This is a genomic window from Kitasatospora misakiensis, from assembly GCF_042656005.1.
GTDB classification, from domain to species: domain Bacteria; phylum Actinomycetota; class Actinomycetes; order Streptomycetales; family Streptomycetaceae; genus Kitasatospora; species Kitasatospora misakiensis.
Genome location: NZ_JBHSOF010000013.1, coordinates 112,628 through 131,681 on the forward strand (window position 1 = coordinate 112,628; position 19,054 = coordinate 131,681).

Genomic DNA, 19,054 nt, shown 5'->3' on the forward strand with positions numbered 1-19,054 from the left:
GCTCCTTTCCTACTCCCGCGATTTCCGAACTCCCGCGTTTTCCGAACTCCCGCGTTCCGCAGGCCGGTCGGCGGTACGTCAGGCGACGCCCCGGCGGTCGAGCTCCTCGTCCAGCGCGAGGGCCGCGTCGATCAGCGCGAGGTGGGTGAACGCCTGGGGGAAGTTGCCCAGTTGCTCGCCCGAGGGGCCGATCTCCTCGGCGAACAGGCCGACGTGGTTGGCGTAGGTGAGCATCTTGTCGAAGGCGTACCGGGCCCGCTCCACCCGGCCGGCCCGGGCCATGGCCTCGACGTAGAGGAAGGTGCAGAGGTTGAAGGTGCCCTCGGAGCCGCGCAGCCCGTCGGGGGAGGCGGCCGGGTCGTAGCGGTAGACCAGGCTGTCGCAGACCAGTTCGCGCTCCATCGCGTCCAGGGTGGACAGCCAGTCCGGGTCGGTGGGGGCGAGGAAGCCGACCTTGGGCATCAGCAGCAGGGAGGCGTCGAGCACTTCGGTGCGGTAGTGCTGGGTGAACGCCCGGCGCTCGGGGTTCCAGCCGCGCTGGACGATCTGCCGCAGGATGTCGTCGCGTTCCGAGGTCCAGCGGGCGAGGTCCGCGGGGCGGGCGTGGGTGCGGGCCAGCCGGATGGCGCGGTCGAAGGCCACCCAGCACATGAGCCGGCTGTAGGTGAAGTCCTGGCGTCCGCCGCGGGTCTCCCAGATCCCCTCGTCGGGGCGGTCCCACTGCTCGGTCAGCCAGTCGACCATCCGGCGGAACGCGTCCCAGCCACGCAGCGCGCCCATGTCGCCGTCGACGGCCGTGAACGCGTACGCGGCCTCGCCGTAGATGTCCAACTGGAGCTGGCCGGCGGCGGCGTTGCCGACCCGCACGGGGGCGGAACCCCGGTAGCCCTCCCAGTGCGGGAGCGTCTCCTCGCCCAGCAGGGGCGCGCCGTCCACGCGGTACATGATCTGGAGTCCGTCCCGCTCGGCGCCGGCGGACTCGATCCGCTCGCGCACCCAGCGGCGGAAGGCGAGGGCCTCCTCCCGGAAGCCGAGGCCGATCAGGGTGTGCACGGAGAGCGAGGCGTCGCGGATCCAGGTGTAGCGGTAGTCCCAGTTCCGCTCCCCGCCGACCTGCTCGGGCAGGCCCATGGTCGCGGCGGCGATCAGCGCGCCGGTCGGGCGGTAGCTGAGCAGCTTGAGCGTGATCGCCGAGCGGTCCACGATCTGCCGCCAACGCCCCCGGTAGCTGGACGACTTGAGCCACCCGTACCAGAACGACCGGCAGGCCTCGAAGGCGGCCCAGGTCGCCCGCTCGTCCGGTGCCGCGGGCGGCTCGGCACCGGACGGCAGGGCGGTCAGGCAGACGGTGGCCGTCCGCCCCGCCTCCAGGGTGAACCGGGCGGTCACGTCCGCGCCGTCCGGGCGCAGTACGAGCGACTCGGTGGCCTGCACACAGAGGTCCTGGCCGGGCCCCCGCAGGCGGACGCCCCGGTCGTCGAGCACGGTGAGGGTGTGCTCGGCGCGGCCGTAGTCGAAGCGCGGCCGGCACTCCAGGACGAACGGTACCCGGCCGCGGACCACCCGGGCGACCCGGACGATCCGGTGCCGGTCGCTCGGGGTCGGCGAGGTGTCGGGCAGCATGAAGTCGACCACCTCCGCCACGCCCTCGGGGGAGAGGAAGCGGGTGACCACGATCGCCGTGTCGGCGAGGTAGAGCTGCTTCACCGAGACCTCGGGCACGGCGTCCCGGTCGACGGCGAGCCGGCAGCGGCCGCCCCCGGCGTCGTCCAGCAGGGCCGCGAAGAGGCTGGGGGAGTCGAACCGGGGGGTGCACCACCAGTCGATGTCGCCGGCCGTGGAGACGAGGGCGGCGGTCTGCAGGTCGCCGATGACACCGTGGTCGGCGATCGGGGGGTACGGACTCATGGTGGGGGCTCCCCGGGCTTACGGAGGAACTGCCGGCGCCGCCACCGTACGGACCGCCGCCGGGCGGGCGGATCACCCGGCCCGGGTGACGGCCCGGCCCGACCGCCGTCGCCCTCCGGCCGGCTTCGGTGCCTCGGCCGCCGCGCCCCGGGAGGTCACCTCGCCGGGGTGATGCGGCGCCTTCCCGACGGCGGGGAGACTGGACGTCACCGCCGAGGCGAAGGGAGCCGGCCCCATGCGCTACGAGATCCGGGTGTCCGGCCTGCTGCAGGAGACGACCCGCCGGGAGGGCTTCCCGGAGCTGGAGAGTACGGTCGTCCCGGACCAGACGGTGCTGGTCGGCGACGTCGTCGACGAGGCGCACCTGTACGGGCTGCTGAACCGCTTCCAGGCGCTCGGACTGACGGTCACGGAGCTGCGCCGGCTGCCCGAGTGAGCACCGCCCCCGAGTACGATTCAGCGGGCCCCGCGCCCGTCCCGGTTCACTTCGCGTCCAGCAGCCGCAGCCGGGCGGCGGTGCGCACCGCGTCGCGGCGGTTGGCGGTGAGCAGCTTCCGGTTGACGCTCTTGAGGTGCGTCTTGACGGTGTTCGGCGACAGGAACAGCTCCTCGGCGATCTCCTGGGTCGACAGCAGCCGGGCGGCGCAGAGCAGGATCTCCCGCTCCCGCTCCGTCAGCGGCTCGGTCGGCGGCGCCGGCTCGCCGTCCGCGCCCCGGTGTGGATCCGGGTCCGGGTCGCGGGCGGGCGGCCGCAGGTCGCCCGGCAGCCAGCTGTGCGCGCGGGCCAGCTGGGGCAGGTGGCGCAGCCGGCGGCGCACCCACGGGGCCGACTCGCGGAACGGCCGGCACAGCCGCTCCGGCTCGGCGGTGGCGAGCGCCTGCGTCAGCAGCCGGGTGCTGTCCGGGCCGTCGTGCCCGGCGTCGGCCTGCGCCAGGAGCAGCAGCGCCCGGGTGCGGGTCGCGCTGCCCACCGCCGGATCGTCGCGCAGGGCGCGCAGCTCGGCCAGCGCGCTCTCCTCGTCCCGGCCGGCGGCCAGCCGGGCCCCGGCCGCCACCACGACCGAGTCCGGCGCCCGGGTCGGCACCTCGTCCAGGACCGCCACCGCCGCCTGCGGACGGCCGGCCGCCAGGTGCGCGGCACAGGCGGTGACGGCGAGGCGCTCGCGGCTCCAGTCGGAGGGACGGTCCGCGAGCTCGTGCCGCCTGGTCTCCTCCAGCAGCCGCAGCGCGGTGTCCGGACGGCCCTGGGCCAGGTGCAGCTTGGCCCGGATCACGCTGCTCCCCAGCGTCACCACCGGATCGTGCTCCGGCGCGCCGCCGGTCGTCATCCGGTGCAGGCTCTCGCGGGCCTCGGCCACCTCGTCGCGTTCCAGCGCGGTGGCGGCCAGCACCAGGTCGCGGACCTCGGTGCGGCTGTCGGGCGGCAGGCTGGACCGGTCGGCCTCCTCGTCCGCCTCGCGCACCCGGCGTTCGGCCCGCCCCGGCCAGCCGCGCAGGTAGTCGATGAGCGCGAGCCGGCAGAGCGCGTCGTGGCGCAGCCGGGCGGTGGTCGGCGCGACGGGGGCCCGCGCCGCGCGGTCCAGCGCCCGGCACGCCTCGTCCAGGCGCCCGTGCCAGAGCAGCGCGGAGCCGAGGTCGGCGGCGATCAGGGTGAGCAGCTCGGGGTGGCGCTCCGGCAGGTCGGCCGGTGCCCGGTCCTCCAGCTCGCGGGCCCGGCGGGCGGCCCGGTCGGCGAGCGGGGCCGAGCCGAGCAGCCGGGCGGCGCCGGTCTGCACGAAGGCCGCCGCCAGCTGGAGCGGGGTCTGGTCGGCGGGCAGCCGGGGTTCGACGCGCTCCACGATCCGCAGCGCGGTGGCGGCCTCGTCGTGGGCCAGGTGGACGGCCGCGCGGACGAGCTCGGCGGCCGGGGCGTGCTCGCTCGGCGGCATCCGGGCGAACAGGGCGCACAACCGCGGCGCGTCCCGCCCGGCGACCAGCTCGCCGAGGGCGAACTGGTCGACCAGCAGCCGGGCGGCCAGCTCCCAGGCCCCGGCCTCGGCCGCGTGGTCCAGCGCGGCCCGGTACTGGCCGTGGTCGGCGAGCCAGTGCGCGGCCCGCACCCGCAGCTCGTCGACCCGGTCCGGGGTGGCGGCGCGCAGGTGCAGCCGCAGGATGCCGGCGAGCATCGGGTGCAGCCGGTACCAGCCGTCGGGCAGGGCCTCGGTGAAGGCGTTGTCCTGGTGCAGCTGGTCCAGGATCCGCCGCCCGTCTCGCCGGCCGGTGAGCGCGTCGGCGAGGTCCGGGTGGACCCGGCCCAGGATGCTGCAGCGCAGCAGCAGGTCCTGGGTCGGCGCGGGCTGGGTCCGCAGGACCTCGGCGAGCAGGAAGTCCGACAGCGCGCCCGGCCCGGCGTCGATCCGCCCGAGGTAGGCCTCGGGGTCGTCGGCGTCCTGCGCGGCGAGGGCGAGCAGCCGCACGCCGGCCGCCCAGCCGGACACCGCGTGGTGCACCGCCTCGACGGTGGACGCGCCGACCCGCAGCCCGTGGCGCTCCAGGACGGCGGCGGTCTCGGCCCGGTCGAGCGCGAGGTCGGCGGCCCGGACCTCGGCGAGTTCGCCCGCCGCCCGGTAGCGGTGCAGGGGCAGCAGCGGCTCGCTGCGGCCGACCAGGACGAGTCGCAGCCGGCCGGCGGTGTGCCGGACCAGGTCGTGCAGCTGCTCGGCGAGCCGGAGGTTGTCGAGGTGCTCGCACTCGTCGAGCACCAGCACCAGCGGCCGGGGCTGGGCGTTGATCCAGGCGGCCAGCCGGATCAGCAGGGACGGTTCGACGTGCTCGGCCCGGGCGGGGGCGCCGACCTCCTCGGGCAGCCCGGCGACCCCGGTCTGCAGGGCCTCGCGGACGTAGGCCCAGAAGGTGCCGGGCTGGTTGTCGCTCGGCTCCAGGGTGAGCCACCCGGCCGGGCCCGGGAGCCCGCCGCGGGCCAGCCAGTCGGCCACCAGCAGGGTCTTCCCCGCCCCCGCGGGCCCGTTGACCAGGGTGACCGGCCGGAGCACGGCCGCGTCGAGCCGGTCGAGCAGCCGGTCGCGGCGCAGGAAGGCGGCGGCCGGCGGGCACGGCGGCCGGACCCGGGTGATCAGCATCGGGTCACCGTTGGGCAGCCGCGTCGGTGCGGCCGTCGGCTGCGGTCTGCCCGTGGGTTCCGGTGCGGTCACCGGCACCGGCGGGGGGACGGGCGCGGGTGCTGTGCGGGTGTGCGGCATTCGGCCACCGCCTGGTGGTTCCGCCGTGCGGGAGGGCACGGCCGGGCGCGACGCGGCCCGGGGTGCGGCCGTCGGCGACAGCGCCGCGAGCCGTTCGGGGTAGCGCCCCTTCGACCGTAGTACGGCCCGGACGAGGGGTGCCAACCGGGCGAATCGGCCGATCGGTATCGCGCCTCACCTGGCGGGGGTGAGGCCGGGCGGCCCCAGGAGCGGCGAGGATCGCGGGAAGGGCTCAGCGAGCCGGCAGAGCGCAGTCCCCAGGAGGCCGTCGTGACCGTCCCCGGACCGGCACCCCGCCGCCGTGTCCCCGGCCCGCCCGAACCGGGCGCGGCGGTGCCCGCCCGGCCGAAGGACTACGCCGGCGCGGTGTACGGCTCGATGCTGGCCGCCTCCGTGATCGCCGCCTCCAGCCTGAACGAGCCGCACCCGAGGCTGTCGCTCATCCTGCTGCTGGTGATCACCGGGCTGGTCTTCTGGGCCGCGCACGTGTACGCCCACATCGCCGGACAGCGCGAGGCGGGCCAGCTGGTCACCCGGCGCCAGGTGCGCGAGGTCGGGCGGCACGAGTGGCCGATCGTCGAGGCCGCCGCGCTGCCCGCCCTGGCGGTCCTGATCAGCCCGTGGCTCGGCACCGGCGACAACGCCTGGCTCGCCCTCGCCGTCGCGGTCTGCCAGCAGGTGGCCTGGGCCACCCTGGGCGCCCGCCGGGCCGGCGCCCCGACGCGCCAGATCCTCGCCGAGGGTGCCGTCAACCTGGTCCTGGGCCTGGTCATCGTCGCGGCCAAGGTCGCCGTCGGCCACTGACCGTCCGGCACCCCGTCCGGCACCCCGCCGGGGCCGTAGCAGGCGCGTCAGCGGGCCGACCGCGTGTCCGTCCGCGCGCCCGGGCGGGCGGACGGCAGGTGGCCGGTGAACAGGACGGCGCCGGCCGTGATGCAGGAGCAGGCGAGGACGGCCGCCTTGAGGCCGTCGATCTGCGCGTCCCGGTAGTTCTCGACCACGGCGGCGGCCTCCTCGGGCGGCACCCCCGGCTGGGCGGCCAGCGCGGCCGCCACCTCGTCGGCGGGCACGAACGACACGCCCGCCTCCACATGCACCCCGGCCTGCTCGGCGACGGCCGCCGAGACCCGCGGGTCGCTCTCGATCTGGCTGGTGACGGAGGTGGCGAGGGCGCCGATCAGGAGCGCTCCGATCAGCGCCGTCCCCAGCGAGGAGCCGAGGTTCTGCGCCGTGTACTGCAGCCCGCCGGCCTCGCTGCGCTCCTCCGCCCGCACGCTGGACTGCACCGTGTTGCCCAACTGGGAGGCGAGCATCCCCATCCCGACGCCGAGCAGCGCCATCGCCCCGGCGAACGAGGCGCCGTGCAGCTCCGGTCCGATCGCGCCGATCAGCCAGAGGGTGGCGGCGAGCAGGACGAGGAGTCCCACCCGGCAGATGGCGCGCGGCGAGGCGATCCGCAGCAGCAGGGTGCCGGACATCGAGGCGCCGAGCATCGTCACGGACACCGGCAGCAGCCGCAGGCCGGTCTCGAAGGCGTCGAGGCCCTGGACGACCTGGAGGTAGAGCGGGATGACGAAGAACAGGCCCAGCAGGACGGTGTTCTGGTTGAACAGGGTGGTCAGCCCCGCGCGCAGCGTCCGGTTGCCGAACAGGTCGAGCGAGACCAGCGGCGTGCGGCCCCGGGCCTCGCGCCGGCGCTCGTGCACGCAGAACGCGTACGTCAGCCCGGCGCCGAGCGCGACGACGAAGAGGGTCGGCGCGAAGCCGAGGACGGTGAACGGCGGGTTGCGCGGCTGGACCCAGCCCCAGGTGCCGCTCTGCAGCACGCCCAGCACCATGGCGGCCAGGCCCGCGGCGGACAGTACGGAGCCGAGCACGTCGAGCGGGGGCCGGTCGGTCGGCCGGGGCTGCGCCGGGATCCAGCGCATCAGCAGCAGCATCGCCACGACCAGCACCACCTCGCCGGCGAACACCAGCCGCCAGGTCAGGTAGGTGGTGACCCAGCCGCCGAGCAGCGGGCCCACCGCGATGCCGGCGCCCGCCAGGCCGCCGATCACGCCGTAGGCGACGGCCCGGTCGCGGCCGCTGTAGGAGCCGGCCACCAGCGCGGCCAGCGCGGGCAGCACCAGGGCCGCCCCGAGGCCCTCGATGATCGACCAGCCCAGGGCGAGCACCCCGACCGTGGGCGCCACCGCGGTCAGCCCCGAGCCGACCCCGTAGACGACCAGGCCGATCACGAAGACCCGGCGCCGCCCGAACATGTCGCCGATCTTGCCGCCGGTCAGCATGAAGGCCGCCATCACCAGGGTGTACAGGGTGATGACGGCCTGGATGGCGGTCACCTCGGTGTCGAAGTCCTCGACCAGCTGGCTGATCGACACGTTCATCACCGAGGCGTCCAGCACCATCAGGAACTGGCCGGTCCCGAGCACCACCAGGGGCTTCCACCGGTTCGCCATGGTCAGCTGCCGAGGATCCGGGCCTTCTGGGCGGCGAACTCCTCCTCGGTGAGGACCCCCTGCTCCTTGAGCGCCGCGAGATCTTTGAGTTGGTCCAGCTTCTCCTCCATGGTCGGCGCGGCGGGCGCCGGGGCGGCCGGCGGGGGAGCCGCCGGGGCGGGCGGCGCGGGTTCGGGGTAGGCCTCCTGCCGCGCCCAGCGGCCGGCCTGGCGGCGGGAGACTCGGTTGGAGACGGCGGTGGCCGTTCCGGCGACGACCGCGGTGCGGGCGACGCCACGAAGCAGTCCGGGCATGGCTTCCTGCCTGAGGGGTGAGTGTGATGGGGGAGGGGCCGCGGGGGTCAGCTCGCGGCGTCGAGGTCCTCCAGCGCGTCCAGCACCTCGATGAGGTCCTGGACCGGGACGCGCCCGCTGGCGATCATGCGGGCGTCGGCGCGCCGCAGCGCGGCGGCCAGCGGGGCCGCCCACCGGTTCTCGTAGAGGAGGACCACGGCGGAGTCGCCGGGCTCCAGGAGGAGGCCGGCCTCGGTGATGTCGGCGTCGCCGAGCACACCGGAGGAGGCGCCCTCGAAGACGGTCAGGTCGAGTTGCCCGTCGCCGGTCACGTCGGCCAGCTCGACGGCGGTCACCGTGCCGTCCTCGTCCCTGCGGACGAAGGTCAGGTCGAGGATCCGGATGATGTCGCGATCGACCAGGTCCACCAGCAGCGGCAGCCCCTCGCCGGTGAGGTGGCTCCCGGGGAACGCGATGACCAGGTAGTCGATGGGGCCCGGTTCGAGCAGTTCGCTCTCGCTCGGGTTGTTCGGTTCGCCGGGCGCGTCGGATGCGTTGCTCACGTCGGCTCCTCTGGGCGAAAGGGAGGGGGAAGGGGGGAAGGGTGCCGGTCCGGGCGCGGCCCGGAGAACGACCCTGAGCGACGCTAACCCGCCGCCCCCGGCCACCGGCTCACCTGTTCGGGGTGATCGGCCGGCCGGCGACCGGTCCCCGTCACCCCGGTGGGTCAGCCCTGCTCGCCGCGCGCGCCACGGGGCCCTTGGCTGGGTGCAGCGGTGGTCGCCCCTCCCGGCGCCACCGCTTCGCCCGGGTGGTCCAGGAGCCCGGGGTGTCCAGGACGAGGAGCCGCGCCCATGCCACCGACCGAGCCCGGACCCGCGCAGCCCGGACCCGCGCAGCCCGGCCGACCGGAGAGCGCCGAGCTGGACGCGCTGCACCGCCGGGTCGCCGAGCTGGAGGCCGGTGCCGGTGCCCGGACGAAACCGGAGCACCACCGGCTGCGCACCACGGGTTCGGTCGTCCTGGTGGTGGTCGCGTCCGTGCTGTCGCTGCTCGCCGTCCTCGCGGTCTGGGTCCACGACGAGATCACCGACACCGGCCGCTTCGTCGCCACCATGGCGCCGCTGGCCGAGAACCCCGACGTCCAGAACGCCCTCGCCAACCGCATCACCACCGCCACGACCGAGCGGATCGACGTCAAGGCCGTCGTCGACGAGCTGTCCCAGGCCGCCGCGGAGCAGGGCGTGCCGCCGCGGCTCGCGCAGCTGCTCGGCGGCCTGACCGGCCCGCTGGAGGGGGCGCTGACCAACCTCGTGCACGCCACCGCCGAGCGGGTGGTCACCAGCGACGCCTTCGCGACCGTCTGGCGGGAGGCGGTGCGGGCCGGGCACGCCACCATGGTCAAAGCCCTCACCGGCGAGGGCGGCGGCGCGGTGGCGCTGAAGAACGACGAGGTCGTGGTCGACGTCGGGCCGATGGTCGACCGGGTGAAGACCGCGCTGGTCGAGGCCGGTTTCGCGCCCGCCGCCAAGATCCCCGAGGTGCACACCGAGTTCGTGGTGTTCTCCTCGCCCGACCTCGCCAAGATCCGGGGCGGCTTCCGGCTCCTGGAGATCCTCGGCTGGTGGCTGCCGATCATCACGGTGCTGGTCGCGGCCGGCGCGGTGTTCACGGCCTTCAACCGCCGCCGCGCGCTGGTCGGCGCCGCCCTCGGCATCGCGGCGGCGATGCTGCTGCTGGGCATCGCGCTGACGGTGTTCCGCTCCTACTTCCTCGACCACCTGCCCGCGGACGCCTCGCCGGCCGCGGCCGGGGCCGTCTACGACGCGCTCGTCACCTATCTGCGCAACGCGGTGCGGGCGGTCGGCTTCCTGGCCCTGGTCGTCGCGCTCGGCGCGTTCTTCATCGGCCCCTCGCGGGCCGCCGGGACCGTCCGCTCGGTGACCGGGCACGGGGTGGCGGCGCTGCGCTCGGCCGCCGACTCGGCGGGCTTCCGGGGCGGCCCGGCGGAGCGCTTCGTCCGCCGCTACAAGCGGTGGACGGGGGTGGCGATCCTGCTCGTCGCGGCCGTGGTCTTCGCCTTCTGGGACCACCCGACGGCCATGGTGGTGTTCTGGTTCGTGGTGGTGGTGCTGGTGGCCTTCGCCGTCCGGGAGTTCCTCGCCCCCGCGTACGCGGTCCCGGCCGACGCGCCGCCGGCCCCCGAGCCGCCGGCGCCGCCCGCGCCCCCCGCTCCGCCCGCACCGCCGGCGCCCCCGGCCGCGACGGTGTAACGATCGCGGCCGGGTCCCGCCGTCACTCCGGGGGTCCTGCCGTCTCTGCGGGGGCCGTCACCGCAGGGGTCGTCACTGCAGCACGAGCGCCTTGGCGCGCTGGTACTCCTCCTCGGTGATGGCGCCGTCGCGCTTCAGCTCCGCCAGCCTGGCGAGCTCCTCGGCCGCGCTGGGTTTCTTGGCCTCCGCCCCGGCCGCGTCCCGGACGTAGTCCCGGAACTCGGCGTCCGCCTGCTTCATCTTGGCCATCTCGCGCGCCCCCATGCCCTTGCCCCGGGCGATCAGGTAGACGAACACGCCCAGGAACGGCAGCAGGATCAGGAACACGCACCAGCCGGCCTTGCCCCAGCCGCCGACCGTGTCGTCCCGGAAGAGGTCCCCGAAGATCCGGAACAGGAGCATGAACCAGAGGATCCACAGGAAGAACCACATGGTCGTGAGGAAGATGTCCAGCAGCGGGTAGTCGTCCATCGCCTGCCTCCGGGGAACGTGCCGACCGGGCCACCGGGCGCGGGGTCCGACCCCCCCGTGGCCCACGGTGGGGCTCACGGCCCGCGCGCGCACCACCCGCGACGGGTGATGGCCCGGCCCGGCAGCACCATGGAGCGGTACCGCCGGGCCGGGCCGTCACGCGCGTCACCCCTTGGCGAAGCCCGTCGGGCTCACCGAGTCGAAGCCGAGCCGGACGGCGGTGACCGGCCCGAGATCGGCGTTGGTGGTGTGGACCGACACCAGTTCCTGGCCGGTCAGCGCCCGGCGGTGGATCCGGAACTCGTCCAGCGACCCGGTGAACCGGCTGGTGCCGTCCGGCTTCGCGCCGAGCTCGAAGCCGCTCACCGCGAAGGCGTCGGTCACCGTCACCGAGCCGGCCGGCACCGCGGCGGAGCCGACCACCGCGCCGTCCACCAGCAGCTGGAGCGTCCCGCCGGACCGGCGCAGCGCCATCTGGTGCCAGCTCCCGTCACCGAAGGCGGTGGCCGCCGAGGAGTCCACCGCGGTGACCGTGGTGGTCGCGGTGTCCGTCTCGAAGGCCGCGTAGAGCCGGTCCTGCGAGGGCTGGATCCGCAGCCAGAGCTGCCGCTCCGAGGCGCCCGTGCCGTAGGCCCAGAGCAGCACCTGGTCGGGGTCGGTCGGCTTCGCCGAGTGGCGGACCTCGGTGCTGACGGTGAAGTCGCCCGCGCCCAGGGCCGTCGCCGACCGGTACGGCAGCCGTACGTCGTCGTCGGTGCCGTCCAGGGTGAGCGCGCCGCCGAAGGCGCCGTCGGCGGTCGGCCGCGCCCCGCCGTCGACCCGGGCGTTGACGCAGTGGACGGAGCTGTCCGGGGTGGACGGGCCGTCGTCGAGCCGCACCACGTCGTGCTGCTGGGTCCACTGGTTCTCGAAGCTCCACCAGAGCGCCGGCAGGTCGGCCGGGTAGCCGCCACCGCTGCCCGTGGCCGAGCCCGCGACCGTCGCCAGCTCGGTGCCGCTCAGCGCCCGGTGGTAGAGCCGGAAGTCGTCCAGCGAGCCGGTGAGCACGTCGCCGCCGGTGGACTTGGCGCCCACCCGCAGGCCCTCGATGCCCTGCTCGGGGCCGGCCGTCAGCGAACCGGTCAGGCCGTCGACGGAGGCCGGCGCCCCGCCGTCCACGCTCAGCCGCACCGTGCCGCCGGTGCGGGTCAGCGCCAGCAGGTGCCAGGCGTCGTTGCCGAAGGCGGTGGCCGAGGAGGTGTCGGGCAGGGTCACCGAGACGGCGTCCGTGGTGGTCTGCACCCAGGCGTAGAGCCGGTCCTGGGAGGGCTGCGCCCGCACCCAGAGGGAGCGCCGGCCGGCCGAGGAGCCGTAGGCCCAGAGCAGTGCCTGGTCGGGGGTGCTCGCCCCGGCCTGGTACTTGAACCAGAGGGTGGTGGTGAAGTCGCCCGCGCCGACGTCGAGGGCCGGGGTGTAGCGCACGTCGACGCCGGGGTGGGCGCTGCCGACCGCGACGCCGTTGGAGCCGATCCGGCCGGCCACCAGCGGCGGCCGCCCGCCCAGCAGGGTGCCGTCGGCGCAGTGCCCGGAGACGTCCTCCTCGATCGCCACCGAGGTCCGCGCGGCGGCGCCGGCCCCGTCCAGCACCTGGAAGGGCAGCCGGACGCCGAGCGCCGCGTCCGCCTCCGAGCCGAGGGCGTCGGCGTTGGTGTCGCGCAGCGCGCCGATCTGCGGCTGGGTCAGCGCGGTGCGGTACAGCCGGAACTCGTCCAGCGAGCCGGTGAACCGGTCCTCGGCGGCGGTGCCCGGCTTGGCGCCCAGGCGCAGCCCGGTGGTCCGGTCGGCCGGGCCCGGGGTGACGGCGCCGGTGACGCCGGTGGCGGTGGCCGGCGTGCCGCCGTCGACCGCCAGGGCGACCGTGCCGCCGGTGCGGGACAGCGTCACCAGGTGCCAGCCGCCGTCGCCGAACGCGGACGCCGGGGAGGGGTCGGCCAGGGCCACGGCGGTGCCGGAGCCGGAGCCCTGGACCCAGCCGTAGAGCCGGTCCTGGCCCGGCTGCGCGCGCAGCCACACCTGGGGCACGGACGTCCCCGCGCCGTACCCCCAGAACAGCACCTGCTGGGCCGAGGCGGCGCTCGCCCGGTACTGGAACCAGAGGCTGTAGGTGAAGTCGCCGGCGCCCGGGTCGATCGGGCGCGACCAGGGCAGGTCCGCGTACTGGGCGGCGGTGCCGGTGTTGTCCAGCACCAGGCCCTGGCCGAACCGGCCGGAGCCGAGTGCGGCGCCCCCGCGCGGGTAGGCGTCGCCGTGCTGCGGACCGGCGTCCGGGGTGGTGACCGCCGCCGGGACCTGCTGCTGGTCGGAGCCGGTGCCGTGGAAGCCGCCGGGCAGCCCGAGCGCGGCCGGGGTGAGGGCGCGGAAGTCGATCCGGTCCGCCGAGAAGGACGTGCCGGTCTCGTAGAGCAGCCCGAGTTCGCCGGTGGCGGTCTCGACGAGGTCGGAGTAGCCGGACGGGTCGTCGGTCACCAGGCCGCGGGCCGGGGTCTTCCAGCTGGCGCCGTTGTCGGTGGAGTACCGGACGGTCATGGCGCGCCGGCTGGACGGGTCGGCCGGGCCGGAGAAGACCAGGGTGTCGCCGGCCGCGCTCTGCCAGGTCTGCCGCAGGGCCAGCACGGAGCCCTGGACGTCCGGGGTGACCAGCGAGGGGACGACGCCGGCGGCGGGCACGGTCGTCCCGCCGTCGGTGCTGACCGCCCGGGTGCGGTGGTCGGCGCTGCCGCCGATCTGGTTGCGCGCCGCGGTGTAGACGTCGCCGTTGCGCAGTTCGGTGACCGACACCTCGCCGGGGTTGACCAGGGCCTGGCCGGGGTGGGCGGGGTCGGGCACGTAGGAGTTGGGGGTGTTGGAGGCCTGCCAGGTCGCGCCGTGGTCGTCGCTGAAGAGCACGCCCGCGTGCACCACGCCGGTGGACGGGATCTGGTGGGCGCCGACGACCAGCCGCCCGGCGTGCGCGCCCTGGGTCAGCTGGACGCCGTGGCCGGGGCCGGTGGCGAACCAGCCGTTGGTGGCGCCGGTGAAGGTCGCGGTCAGCTGCTCGGCGGGCGACCAGGTGCGGCCGTCGTCGTCACTGTGCTGGATCCAGGGGATCCGCTTGCCGGTCGGCGTCGCGGGGTTGGAGGTGGAGAGCAGGAAGACCCGGCCGGTGGCGGCGTCCACCACGGCGGTGGCGTTGCCCCGGGTGTAGGGCTGGTCGGGGTCGCCCGGGCCGCCGGAGAGCACGACCTCGATCGGGCCCCACGTCCGCCCGTCGTTGGTGGAGCGGCGCACCACGAGGTCGATGTCCTGCCGGTCGGCGCAGGACGGGGACTTGCGGGCCTCGGCGAAGGCGAGCAGGGTGCCGGCCGCCGTCCGGGTCAGGGCCGGGATCCGGTAGCAGCCGTAGCCGCCGGTGCCGCCCGCGAACAGCACCTGGTCGGTGGTGCCGGTGACCCCGCTGGCGAACGACCGGTCGGCGGGCGCGCCGGCCAGCGCGAGGGCCAGCGCGGTGCAGAGCGCGGCCACCCGGGCCCACCAGGCCAACCGGGACCGGGCGGTTTCTGGTCGTGAACATGATCGTTTCATGACGGCGGACTGTATTCCGGTCGCGTGTACGGCGGATGTCCGGGGCGTGTGTACCAGGTACCGGCTGGGGCTGCTGGCCTTGGCCGGTAACGGGAGTGACAATCCGTCAAGGCGGCGGCAGTGGTGGTGGTGGACGGGCCGGCGCCGGGGTCAGTCGGCGGTGGGCCAGGCCCGCAGGAGGGCGTCGAGCGCGTCGAGGATCCGGGCCCAGGTGTCCTCGCCCGAGCGGGGGGTGTGCTGGAACCCGCCGGACCGTTCGAGGGTGACGTAGCCGTGGAAGGTGCTGCCGAGCAGGCGGACGGCGTCGGTCTCGTCCGGCTCTGCGAGGTGGTAGCCGCGCAGGAGGGCCCGGGTCAGCTGCGAGTGCCGGACGGCCGCGCTCGCGCGCGCCGTCTCCGGGTCGAGGTCGAGCTGCGCGGCGGCGTAGCGGCCGGGGTGCTCGTGCGCGTAGTCGCGGTAGGCGTTGGCGAAGGCGGTCAGGGCGTCCCGGCCGGCCCGGCCGGCGAGCGCGGCGGCCGCGCGGTCGGCGAGCTCCGCCAGGGCGAGCAGGGCGATCCTGGTCTTGAGGTCCTGGGAGTTCTTGACGTGCGAGTAGAGGCTGGCGTCCTTGACGCCGAAGCGCCGGGCGAGCGCGGAGACGGTCACCTTGTCGAAGCCGACCTCGTCGGCGAGCTCCGCCCCCGCCACCGTGAGCCGCTCGGTGTTCAGTCCCACGCGTGCCATTCCGGTCCTTTCGCTCACCTGGAGCCATAATACATTTGCCTAGGGGTTCTAGGTAATTTACGTTGCTCCCTATGAAGCCATTGACCGAACCCGAGATCCGCGCCGCCTTCGTCAACTGCACCAAGGGTGAGGCGTCGCGCCTGAACATCCCCCGCGACCTGGCCGAGCGCCCCTGGGGCGACCTGGACTTCCTGGGCTGGCGCGACCCGCAGGCCCCCGACCGCGCCTACCTCGTCGCCGAGCTCGACGGACGCCCGGTGGCGGTCGCGCTGCGCTCCTCCGGCGCCGCCTCCTGGCAGGCCCGCCGCAGCATCTGCTCGCTGTGCGTCACCACGCACACCGGGGGCGTCTCGCTGCTGGTGGCGCCCCGCGCCGGAAAGGCCGGCAAGCAGGGCAACTCGGTCGGCGCGTACATGTGCGCCGACCTGGCCTGCTCGCTCTACGTGCGTGGAAAGAAGGAGATCGGCACCAAGCTCCACGAGTCGCTCAGCGTGGAGGAGAAGATCCGCCGCACGGTGGACAACCTCGCCGCGTTCGTCGCCAAGGTGACGGCGTGACCCTCCTCGCTTAAGTCCCTTCCGGCCGGCCGGAGTCGACCGTTCGCCGGTCCGAGGGCGGCCCGGCCGGGCATACTGACGAGGTCGTCCGGCGCGCGCCCGGCGGCGAGGCCCGAAAGAGAGGGCCGCCTGATCGACGATCCGTCAGTTCCCTTCACCGAGCGGCGGTCCGATCCTTCGACGGCCGCCCCGAATCCCGGGAGGGCCATGTCCGACGAGACGCCGAGGGCCGGGCGGCGGCCGCAGCCGGACGGACCGCCCGACGCCGCCCGGGAGGCCTTCGAGCTGAGCGGTCGGCTGGTCCTGGCCGGCCGCTACGAGGAGGCCCTGGCCGCGACCGGCGAGGCCGCCCGGCTCCTCCGGGACGGCACGGCGTCCACCCCCCGCCCGGCCGCCACCCGTCCCACCGATCCGGGGACGGCCGCCGTACTCGCCCACGTCCTGGTGCTGCGCTGCGAGGCCCTGGCCAAGCTCAACCGCTGGGACGAGTGCCTGCGCACCGCCTCCGAGGCGGTCGATCGGGGGCGCGGCCAGGCGGTGACCGCGCCGTTCACCGCGCCGCTCGGCGCCACCCTGCTCGGCCTCGGCACGGCGCTCTGGGGGCTCGGGCGCCCGCAGGAGGCGCTCGCCGCCACCCAGGAGTCCGTCGACCTGCACCGGCAACTGGCCCACGCGGACCCCGCGTACCGCCCGCAGCTCGCCAACGCGCTCAACCACCTCGGCGTGGTGCTCTCCCGGCTGGGCCGGCACGCCGAGGCGCTGGACGTCACCAAGGAGTCCGTGGCCCTGTACCGCCGGCTCTCCTCGGCGGACCCGGCCGCCCACGCCCACGGGCTCGCCCAGGCGGTGAACAACCTGGCCCGCCGCCAGGCCGCCCGCAACCAGCGGCGCCGGGCCCTGCGGAGCGCCGAGGAGGCCGTGGCGCTCTACCGCCGGCTCGCGCTCGCCAACCCGGCGGTGCACCGGCGGGACTTGGCGATGGCGCTCGGCAACGCGGCCCGGACCCACGTCGGCCGGGCGGAGGCGCTGGCCGCCGCGGCCGAGGCGGTCGCCGTCCTCGACGAGCTGGACCGGACCGAACCCGGCGTCCACGGCGCCCTGTTCGCCGACTGCCTGTCGCTGCACGCGGCGGCCCTGGCCGATCTGGGTCGGTTCCGCGAGGCGGCCGGGGTCACCACCCGGGCGGTGGCGATGATGCGGGAGCAGGCCGCGCTCAACCCGGCGGCGCGCCGGGGCGACCTCGGCGTCGCGCTGGCGTTCCACGCCCGGGTGCGCGCCGAGGCCGGCATCGAACGCGCCGAGGCGCTGGCCGCCGCGACGGAGGCGGTCGCCCTGCTGCGCGGGCTCGCCGCCGAGATCCCCGCCCTGTACGGCCCCGGCCTGGCGGAGGTGCTCGCCCTGGAGGACCGGTTGCGGTCGGCGGCGCCGTAGCTGTCCTATCTCCAGTGCGGCGCGCGGCCCGCGTCGGATCGGCTCGCGGCTCGTTGGACCGGGCATGGCGGACGAGACGGACAAGACGGACGGCGCGGGCGACGACGGACGGGTGCCGATGGTGTGGGCGCTCGCGGTACGGGCGGTGGCGGCCGGCCCGCCGTTCGCGGAACTGATCGTGGAGATCGGCCCGGAACTCTTCGACGCCTTCGTCGACCACGTGGTGGACAGCGGTTTCGTCCTGGCCGCCGGCGAGCCGCCCGCCACCACCGCGGTGGTCGAGGTGGAGGGGAACGTGCTGACCCGGCTGGTGCTGGTGGGCGGACGGCAGGCCTGGGAGCCGGCCTCCGACGTGCTGGCCTCGCCCGGCTGGCAGGCGGCCGCCGCCGGGCGGGGCACGGTCGTGGTGCTCGTCGTGCCGCCCGGCACCTGGCCGCCCGGCCTGATGGACCTGGACCCCGTGGCGGGCGCCGAGGCGCTCACCCGCAGCCTGGAGTCGGCCCGGGCGGCCGGGGCGGTACTGCACGGCACGGCCGGGTACCGGCGGAGCGACGCCTGACGGCCCCCGCGCCCCGGGCGGTTTCCAGGGGCCCTCGGATCACCGCGCCGCGGGGCCGGTCCAGCCGGTGGGCACCCGGCCGAGGCGGACGCGCTGCGGGTGGTCGCCGACGTCGACGGAGGAGGTGCGCTGCCCGGTGGCGAAGTCGATCGCGCTGACCCGGTCGGCCCCGGCCTCGGAGACGATGCAGGACGTCCCGTCGCCGTTGACCGTCGCCCAGTAGGGCTTGACGGCGGGGACGAGCGGCCCCTCCCGGAGCGTGCTCCGGTCCACCACGGTGGCGTAGTCGTCCATCGTGCCCGCGACGCAGAGCTTGTCCCCGGCGGGGCTCATCGCCAGGCCGTGGTGGCGGGAGTCGTTGACCCAGGTGGTGCGGTCCTGGTTGGTCGCGGGGTTCTCGGGGAGCGTCCTGATCCGGGTGATCCGGTCGCCGGCGACGTCGTACTCGACGAGGCCGTTGAAGAAGGAGACCTGGAAGTACAGGGTCGAGCCGTCCGGGCTGAAGGCGGCCGGGCGGACGGCGTCCGAGAGGTCGGGGCGGCCGAAGGCGTCGAGCCGCTCGCGCATGTCGACGACCCGCACGGTCTCGAAGGTCTCGGCGTCGGCCACGGTGATCCGCCGGTCGCCCTTGGTCCAGTCCAGCCAGGGGGCGTCGAGGGCGGTGGTGACCTCGCCGATCGACATGTTCCAGATCCGCCGGCCGCCGTCGGTGAAGAGGTTCTCGTGCGGCTTGTCGCCGGTCCGGAACGAGCCGAGTTGGCGGCCGGTGGCGATGTCGAGGACGTGCACGGTGTTGGCGGTGGAGGCGGAGACCGCGACCCGGGTGCCGTCGGGTGAGAGCGCCATGTGGTCGGAGCGGTAACCCGCCACGGGGAAGCGCCAGTTGATCCGTCCGCTGGCGAGGTCGACGGACACCACGTCGGCGAAGCTCGGCCGGGAGACGACGACGGCGGTGCCGTCCGGGGTGGAGTACATGTCGTCGACGAACTGGTCGTGGCCCTCGCCGGGGCCCAGCCGGACGCCGAGGAAGTAGCCGAGCTTGACCGGGTTCAGGTAGATCTCAGTGAGGCGCTGGTCCTTGTCGGGGACGACGTTGATCCGGCCGATCCGGCTGAGGCCGCCGCGCGAGGTGATGACGTCGGCGGTGCCGTCCCAGTTGTTGCCCACGAACATCACCTCCCGCAGGGCGGCGGCGCCGGCCGGGGCGGGACGCTCGCGCGTGCCGGTGCCGGTGCCGGTGCCGGTGCCGGTGTTGGTGCCGGTGTCGGCGAGCGCCGTGGCGCCGGGCAGGGCCAGGCCGAGCGCGGCCGTGATGCCGAGGAGGGTCCGCAGGCGCCGGGAGCGCCGGGGGTGGGGGAGGGGCATCGCGGGCTCCTTCGCGCGTGCGCAGCGCAGGGCTGTGCACGAAGTCGGAATCGACGGATCGAGGGATCGAGGGATCGACGGACCGAGGGATCGCCGGAGGGGCGGCGGGTCGGTACTCGACGGTAGGGAGCACCCGGCGGCCCTGGCAATACCTCGGACACGCCTTGCTGACGATTCGTCAACAAGTGCCACCCAGC

General features: G+C 75.3%; 15 protein-coding genes. 6 read left to right on the plus strand and 9 right to left on the minus strand.

Going from position 1 to position 19,054, the window contains the following annotated elements; translation table 11 throughout:
* Window positions 1–78 precede the first annotated feature (78 nt).
* Complete coding sequence (locus tag ACFP3U_RS13185; protein WP_380225638.1) at window positions 79–1,908, minus strand: glycoside hydrolase family 15 protein; 1,830 nt, start codon at window positions 1,906–1,908, stop codon at window positions 79–81.
* 235 nt (window positions 1,909–2,143) lie between these two features.
* On the opposite strand from ACFP3U_RS13185, the gene ACFP3U_RS13190 reads away from it, so the two are divergent.
* Window positions 2,144–2,344, plus strand: a complete 201-nt coding sequence (locus ACFP3U_RS13190; protein WP_380225639.1) for a hypothetical protein — start codon at window positions 2,144–2,146, stop codon at window positions 2,342–2,344.
* A 46-nt stretch (window positions 2,345–2,390) separates the two neighbouring features.
* Here ACFP3U_RS13190 and ACFP3U_RS13195 read toward each other — a convergent pair whose 3' ends face one another.
* Window positions 2,391–5,027: a winged helix-turn-helix domain-containing protein gene (locus ACFP3U_RS13195; protein ID WP_380225640.1), complete on the minus strand. Its 2,637-nt coding sequence runs from the start codon at window positions 5,025–5,027 to the stop codon at window positions 2,391–2,393.
* A 390-nt stretch (window positions 5,028–5,417) separates the two neighbouring features.
* On the opposite strand from ACFP3U_RS13195, the gene ACFP3U_RS13200 reads away from it, so the two are divergent.
* A complete protein-coding gene (locus ACFP3U_RS13200) occupies window positions 5,418–5,951 on the plus strand; it encodes a hypothetical protein (protein WP_380225641.1) in 534 nt (177 codons plus the stop codon).
* 47 nt (window positions 5,952–5,998) lie between these two features.
* On the opposite strand, the gene ACFP3U_RS13205 is transcribed toward ACFP3U_RS13200, so the two are convergent.
* Genes ACFP3U_RS13205 through ACFP3U_RS13215 form a run of 3 tightly spaced genes read right to left on the minus strand, consistent with a single transcriptional unit; the run spans window position 5,999 to window position 8,441 of the window.
* On the minus strand, window positions 5,999–7,606 hold the full coding sequence (locus ACFP3U_RS13205) for an MFS transporter (RefSeq protein WP_380225642.1): 1,608 nt from the start codon (window positions 7,604–7,606) through the stop codon (window positions 5,999–6,001).
* Window positions 7,607–7,608: 2 nt separating this feature from the next.
* On the minus strand, window positions 7,609–7,899 hold the full coding sequence (locus ACFP3U_RS13210; RefSeq protein ID WP_380225643.1) for an SHOCT domain-containing protein: 291 nt from the start codon (window positions 7,897–7,899) through the stop codon (window positions 7,609–7,611).
* A gap of 47 nt (window positions 7,900–7,946) precedes the next feature.
* The gene (locus tag ACFP3U_RS13215) at window positions 7,947–8,441 is read right to left on the minus strand and encodes a DUF6325 family protein (protein ID WP_380225644.1); all 495 of its coding nucleotides are present in this window, start codon (window positions 8,439–8,441) and stop codon (window positions 7,947–7,949) included.
* Between the two features lie 291 nt (window positions 8,442–8,732).
* Between ACFP3U_RS13215 and ACFP3U_RS13220 the strand changes: the two genes are divergently transcribed.
* Complete coding sequence (locus tag ACFP3U_RS13220) at window positions 8,733–10,151, plus strand: hypothetical protein (RefSeq protein ID WP_380225645.1); 1,419 nt, start codon at window positions 8,733–8,735, stop codon at window positions 10,149–10,151.
* A gap of 72 nt (window positions 10,152–10,223) precedes the next feature.
* Here ACFP3U_RS13220 and ACFP3U_RS13225 read toward each other — a convergent pair whose 3' ends face one another.
* The 3 genes from ACFP3U_RS13225 to ACFP3U_RS13235 form a co-directional block, all read right to left on the minus strand.
* Window positions 10,224–10,622 carry an SHOCT domain-containing protein gene (locus ACFP3U_RS13225; protein ID WP_380225646.1) on the minus strand — a complete coding sequence of 133 codons (399 nt, stop codon included), beginning with the start codon at window positions 10,620–10,622 and terminating at the stop codon, window positions 10,224–10,226.
* A gap of 165 nt (window positions 10,623–10,787) precedes the next feature.
* Window positions 10,788–14,180: a LamG-like jellyroll fold domain-containing protein gene (locus ACFP3U_RS13230; RefSeq protein WP_380225647.1), complete on the minus strand. Its 3,393-nt coding sequence runs from the start codon at window positions 14,178–14,180 to the stop codon at window positions 10,788–10,790.
* A 192-nt stretch (window positions 14,181–14,372) separates the two neighbouring features.
* Window positions 14,373–14,945, minus strand: a complete 573-nt coding sequence (locus ACFP3U_RS13235; protein ID WP_380225648.1) for a TetR/AcrR family transcriptional regulator — start codon at window positions 14,943–14,945, stop codon at window positions 14,373–14,375.
* A 71-nt stretch (window positions 14,946–15,016) separates the two neighbouring features.
* Between ACFP3U_RS13235 and ACFP3U_RS13240 the strand changes: the two genes are divergently transcribed.
* From ACFP3U_RS13240 to ACFP3U_RS13250, 3 genes are all read left to right on the plus strand, one after another.
* Window positions 15,017–15,502, plus strand: coding sequence for an FBP domain-containing protein (locus tag ACFP3U_RS13240; protein WP_380225649.1), 486 nt, complete (start codon window positions 15,017–15,019; stop codon window positions 15,500–15,502).
* 207 nt (window positions 15,503–15,709) lie between these two features.
* Window positions 15,710–16,933 carry a tetratricopeptide repeat protein gene (locus ACFP3U_RS13245; protein WP_380225650.1) on the plus strand — a complete coding sequence of 408 codons (1,224 nt, stop codon included), beginning with the start codon at window positions 15,710–15,712 and terminating at the stop codon, window positions 16,931–16,933.
* 64 nt (window positions 16,934–16,997) lie between these two features.
* Window positions 16,998–17,492, plus strand: a complete 495-nt coding sequence (locus ACFP3U_RS13250; RefSeq protein WP_380225651.1) for a hypothetical protein — start codon at window positions 16,998–17,000, stop codon at window positions 17,490–17,492.
* A gap of 39 nt (window positions 17,493–17,531) precedes the next feature.
* On the opposite strand, the gene ACFP3U_RS13255 is transcribed toward ACFP3U_RS13250, so the two are convergent.
* A complete protein-coding gene (locus tag ACFP3U_RS13255; protein WP_380225652.1) occupies window positions 17,532–18,857 on the minus strand; it encodes a YncE family protein in 1,326 nt (441 codons plus the stop codon).
* Window positions 18,858–19,054 lie beyond the last annotated feature (197 nt).

Excerpts from the sequence above, each read along its gene's own strand:
- ACFP3U_RS13185 (WP_380225638.1), bottom strand. The coding sequence starts at position 1,908 with ATGAGTCCGTACCCCCCGATCGCCGACCACGGTGTCATCGGCGACCTG.
- ACFP3U_RS13210 (WP_380225643.1), bottom strand. The coding sequence starts at position 7,899 with ATGCCCGGACTGCTTCGTGGCGTCGCCCGCACCGCGGTCGTCGCCGGA.
- ACFP3U_RS13255 (WP_380225652.1), bottom strand. The coding sequence starts at position 18,857 with ATGCCCCTCCCCCACCCCCGGCGCTCCCGGCGCCTGCGGACCCTCCTC.
- ACFP3U_RS13220 (WP_380225645.1), top strand. The coding sequence starts at position 8,733 with ATGCCACCGACCGAGCCCGGACCCGCGCAGCCCGGACCCGCGCAGCCC.
- ACFP3U_RS13235 (WP_380225648.1), bottom strand. The coding sequence starts at position 14,945 with ATGGCACGCGTGGGACTGAACACCGAGCGGCTCACGGTGGCGGGGGCG.
- ACFP3U_RS13205 (WP_380225642.1), bottom strand. The coding sequence starts at position 7,606 with ATGGCGAACCGGTGGAAGCCCCTGGTGGTGCTCGGGACCGGCCAGTTC.
- ACFP3U_RS13245 (WP_380225650.1), top strand. The coding sequence starts at position 15,710 with ATGTCCGACGAGACGCCGAGGGCCGGGCGGCGGCCGCAGCCGGACGGA.
- ACFP3U_RS13225 (WP_380225646.1), bottom strand. The coding sequence starts at position 10,622 with ATGGACGACTACCCGCTGCTGGACATCTTCCTCACGACCATGTGGTTC.
- ACFP3U_RS13240 (WP_380225649.1), top strand. The coding sequence starts at position 15,017 with ATGAAGCCATTGACCGAACCCGAGATCCGCGCCGCCTTCGTCAACTGC.
- ACFP3U_RS13195 (WP_380225640.1), bottom strand. The coding sequence starts at position 5,027 with ATGCTGATCACCCGGGTCCGGCCGCCGTGCCCGCCGGCCGCCGCCTTC.
- ACFP3U_RS13190 (WP_380225639.1), top strand. The coding sequence starts at position 2,144 with ATGCGCTACGAGATCCGGGTGTCCGGCCTGCTGCAGGAGACGACCCGC.
- ACFP3U_RS13250 (WP_380225651.1), top strand. The coding sequence starts at position 16,998 with ATGGCGGACGAGACGGACAAGACGGACGGCGCGGGCGACGACGGACGG.